This window comes from Bacillus cereus group sp. BfR-BA-01382 (genome assembly GCF_022663475.1).
In the GTDB taxonomy this organism is placed as follows: Bacteria; Bacillota; Bacilli; order Bacillales; family Bacillaceae_G; genus Bacillus_A; species Bacillus_A thuringiensis_S.
Genome location: NZ_JAKUFQ010000187.1, coordinates 1 through 4,331, shown reverse-complemented (window position 1 = coordinate 4,331; position 4,331 = coordinate 1). Strand labels below are relative to the sequence as shown.

The following is a 4,331-nucleotide window of genomic DNA, read 5'->3' as shown; positions in this document are numbered from 1 at the left end:
TGAAATTGAAGATATTAAACCATTCCATTATGTTTATTTAATTGAAGCTATCGTGGATGAGTATGATGTTATTATTCTCGACACAAACTCCTCATTAGCTCATGTCACTACATATCCGTTGTTAAGATTGTCTAATACTGCTTACTACATTATTAATCTGGACTTTAATAACGTTCGAAATAATGCTCGTTATAAAGAAACCCTAAAAGATTTAGATGTGTTAGATAGAGTGAAATACATTCTTAATGAAGATATTGAAGATACTGGAGCATCTAACGAGAATGAAGGAGAAAAATTAATCTTCACTTCTGAGCACTTAAGTCAAACTGGTTTTGATGTAGATGTAAAAATACCATTGCTACCAAAGAATATTTTCTTAAATAGATTATATGAAGGGACACCAGTAGTATTAGATAATAACGAAAATACATTAAAGGCACGATTAGAATTTGCAAAATTAGCTAACCAGATTTGGGAAATGGAAAATTTACAATTCTTAGAACAAGAATATGAAAACTTAGACAAATCGAAAGAACGAAAAAAGCGTTTCTAATTGAAACGTCTTTTTTTTATGTCAAACAAGGTAAACCCACTTGTTTGTTATATTTCATCCCCTTTTTATCTACAACAACAATAGCAAATAGAAAAAAGGGGGAATTTGAAATGGCAATGGAAACAGATTTCAAATCACTAAGAAAAGACTTACAACGGGTAAAAGGTACAAAAAATACTTCGGGAGTGTTAGGATTTGAAGATGCTTTAGAACTCGTTAGGGGGGAAGTAGCGAAGAAATTAACAACTGAGATGGATGAACAAAAAGAAGAAATAAAAGAAGATGCCATAATTAAAGACAAGAAATATCTCAGAAAGCGAAAAGAAGATTATAAAAAAAGAATTGAATCTATTGTATATGGTCAAAACATAAAAGTTAGAGGTTATGAAAATAACATAGAGTTATTCATTGCAGAAATGGTTGAGGAATTTTCGGGATACTCAATTTTAGCTGATGCTCAGAACAACCCTGGTGTATCGGATATATTTTGCCTTAAATGGAATAAAATCTATGTAGAGCAAAATGGTGTCAATGTTAAATATCATAAGACATTTAGAAGTGCAGAACATTATAAAGCGTTTGTTGATAGATTGGTTCGAGAATCAGGAAACGAGATTAACAATGGTAATAAGAAAATTGTTAACTTTGAGCTATATGGTGATAGATATACTGCTACATCTAAGGCTGTTTCGCCTAAAGATTTCTCTTTAACAATTCGTAAACATAAAGAAGACCAACTGCAATTGAAAGATATTATTGCTTTCAATGTAATGAGTCAAGAAATTGCAGACTTATTAGGTACGATAATTTTAGGTGAATGTAACGTTATTTATGGTGGATTAACAGGTTCAGGGAAAACGACATCTATTCGTGCTTTATTAGACCACTATGTATCACAAGCAAATAAAAGAATGTTAGTTTGTGAAGATACGCAAGAGCTATTCCCAAAAAATGACCATACGTTAGAGTTAGTATCCGTAAGAAATGATGACCCTAAATTAGAAATTACATTGCAAGAAATTATCTATACTGCATTACGTTTAAAACCGAAATATATTTGCGTTGGTGAGGTTCGTGGCTTAGAAGCGGAAAGTGCGGTAGAGGCTATGGAAACAGGTCACAGTACGATATTTACCATGCATGGGGGTAAACCTATGAACATTGTAAATAGGCTTGTAACAAAATATCTGAGTGCTATGCCAACGTTAGGCATTGATGTAGTAGAGCGTATTATAGGTAGTGCAGTTGATTATATCGTATTACAAGATGACATTCCTGACATCGGAAGAAAAGTAACAAGTATTACAGAGGTTAGCTTTGACTTCGAAAAAGGTAGAGTCGCTTTAAAAACGATTTTTGAATATGACTTCTTAAAAGGAGACTTTGAAATGGTCAATAAAATCTCTCAAGAAAAAGCAAAAAATATGCTACGAAGAGGTGTGAAAATTGAGACGTTGAAACCTCTTGTTGAGGGATGGTCTGAAGAGTTAAAAATTGCATAAACATGTCTTACTAAAAGAGAGCTTGTTCTTTATGACAAGCTCTTTTTGTAGAACGATATTCGCCAATGAAAGACTATTAAATAATTTTCAAAATGTAATAATAAAATAAAGAGATGCTGAAAAGGAACATGAGCATAAAAAATAAAAGGTGGTGTTGTATATATGGGATATGCGATAGTTGTATTTACAGTTTTTATGTTAGCCATTATTTTCATTTCTACCAAAGAAAAAATGAAAGAAGATAAATCAGTGTTAACAATGAGAAAATCTCAAGCATCTTCAAAGTTAAGGGAAAATGCATTGAAATTAAAGTTAGAAAGAATGGTAGAAACAAAAGCGAAAGTTTCCACAAAGAATACAGTAGAAACGATGTGTTTACAAGCGGGGTATAAATTGACATATGGTGAATTTAAATTAATGTCGTTCACATCTGCTATTGTACTACCAATCCTTGTACTGGTGATGACATCAAACCCAATTTTAGCTTGCTTATTTATTATGGTAGGGTATATGATTCCTGGTCAAATTATTGCGTTTATTAAAAATAGACGATTGAATATGATTGAAGAACAAGTTGGTTCATTTATGAATTTAGTCGTAGAACGTTATAAAGCCCAAAATGATTTCCCTAAGTCTATAAAAGAAAGTCTATATGATTTCAAGGGGCAAGAACCTATGTACAGTGAAATTAGACAAACTGTATTAGATATCGAGTTAGGGATACCAACAACAGATGCAATGGATAACTTAGCAAGACGTACAGGAAATAAATATTTAGAAAGATTATCTAACTATTATCAAATTGCTATGACCTTGGGTACAGAGGATGCAAGAGAAAACTTATTAGGTGAAGCATTCCAACAATTTGAAGAGAATCGAAAAATGAAATCTACTCTAAAAAAAGAAATAGCAGGACCTGTACGAGAAGCTTATATTATGGTTGCGGCCATTCCTCTGCTTATTAGCTATCAAATTGCAACCTCTGATAGTTATGTAGATTTTATGTTAAACACGACACCAGGGAAAATTGGTTCAACTGTAATTTGTGCAATCATTATGGGGTCTATTTGGTTCATTAATAAAAAAATTGGTGCACCATTAGAGTAAGAAGGGAGATGTTTTCGATATGGTAATAATGAAGTATATTTTTATGATTTTGGGGACGATATGTTTTCTGTTTTTTATTCGAAACGTTTTCATGTTCCTTTTTCTAAATGAAAACCATTCAACACATAAAAAACGGTTAAAACAACTACAATTCAATAATAAGGAAGAGTTAACAAATGATGAACAAACAAGAGCGTTTATCGACAAAGTAACAAGACCTGTATTGAAATACGTTGTACCTAAAATGAAAGTTAGAGATAGCCAAGAATTAGAAAAAGATTTAAAGTTAACGAAATGGGATAAATACTTTAATGCGAGTCAATATATCGCAATGAATATTACTTTGAAAATTATAGGTGTAGTTGCTCTAATTATACTAATACCTGTATCCGTTCCATTTGCATTAATATGGTTCTCTGCCTTTTTCTTCTTATTTGGATTTCTGTTTAATAATTCAGTTACAGAAGCGAAAGAGAAATTGCTTGGAGGATTTCCAGATTTCATCCGTATTACAAGAGGATATTTAACAGCAGATATTTCATTTACAAAAGCTGTTGAGGGTAGTATTCCTTATGTAGGTGACGCATGGAGACCGCTTCTTCAGGAGTTTATTGTAAATTGCGATATCCATTCTGTAGAAAAAGCAATTGATAAATTAAAAGACCAAGTTGATGTGTTTGCGGTAAAAGAATTATTATCTCTTGTACGCTTAAACTTAGAACAAGGTGTTGACGTTAGAGAAAGTTTCGAAAGACAGATTGATAAAGTAAGAGAAATGCAACTGGAAGCCATTATGAATAAAATTGCGAAACGACAATTGTTAGCGATGGTATTACAGGGACCACTATTACTTACATTAATTGGTGCTTTTGGATTGCCAACATTCTATTCTATGACAACTCTATCATCTATGTAAGTTATGTATTAGACAAGGTTCGGACAATAGTTCGACCTTTTTTTGTTATAGATGTTATCTATTTACAGTAAGATGCATTAGTAAAAAATAATTAAGGTTATAAACGATAGTAAACAGGTATTGAACAAGTTTCAGACGGTTTAATCGTTATAAACAAGATGTAACTTTAATACAATAAGATAATAAATTTGAGAGGGGATGTTGCAATGAATAACTTAATGAATCGAGCAAAATTTGTATTAAATGGAGAAGA

Annotated in this window: 4 protein-coding genes; all 4 read left to right on the top strand. The window is 31.8% G+C overall.

Going from position 1 to position 4,331, the window contains the following annotated elements; translation table 11 throughout:
* A partial coding sequence (locus MR160_RS32855) for a CpaE/TadZ family protein (RefSeq protein WP_481746745.1) occupies window positions 1-553 on the top strand: 553 nt, incomplete at its 5' end.
* Window positions 554-663: 110 nt separating this feature from the next.
* A complete protein-coding gene (locus MR160_RS32850) occupies window positions 664-2,055 on the top strand; it encodes a TadA family conjugal transfer-associated ATPase (RefSeq protein ID WP_242299135.1) in 1,392 nt (463 codons plus the stop codon).
* A gap of 162 nt (window positions 2,056-2,217) precedes the next feature.
* Window positions 2,218-3,162: a type II secretion system F family protein gene (locus MR160_RS32845; RefSeq protein WP_098297280.1), complete on the top strand. Its 945-nt coding sequence runs from the start codon at window positions 2,218-2,220 to the stop codon at window positions 3,160-3,162.
* A gap of 19 nt (window positions 3,163-3,181) precedes the next feature.
* Complete coding sequence (locus MR160_RS32840) at window positions 3,182-4,078, top strand: hypothetical protein (RefSeq protein ID WP_242299134.1); 897 nt, start codon at window positions 3,182-3,184, stop codon at window positions 4,076-4,078.
* Window positions 4,079-4,331 lie beyond the last annotated feature (253 nt).

What these genes read in the sequence shown, in the direction of transcription:
- MR160_RS32850 (WP_242299135.1), top strand. Translation starts at nt 664, where the DNA reads ATGGCAATGGAAACAGATTTCAAATCACTAAGAAAAGACTTACAACGG.
- MR160_RS32845 (WP_098297280.1), top strand. Translation starts at nt 2,218, where the DNA reads ATGGGATATGCGATAGTTGTATTTACAGTTTTTATGTTAGCCATTATT.
- MR160_RS32840 (WP_242299134.1), top strand. Translation starts at nt 3,182, where the DNA reads ATGGTAATAATGAAGTATATTTTTATGATTTTGGGGACGATATGTTTT.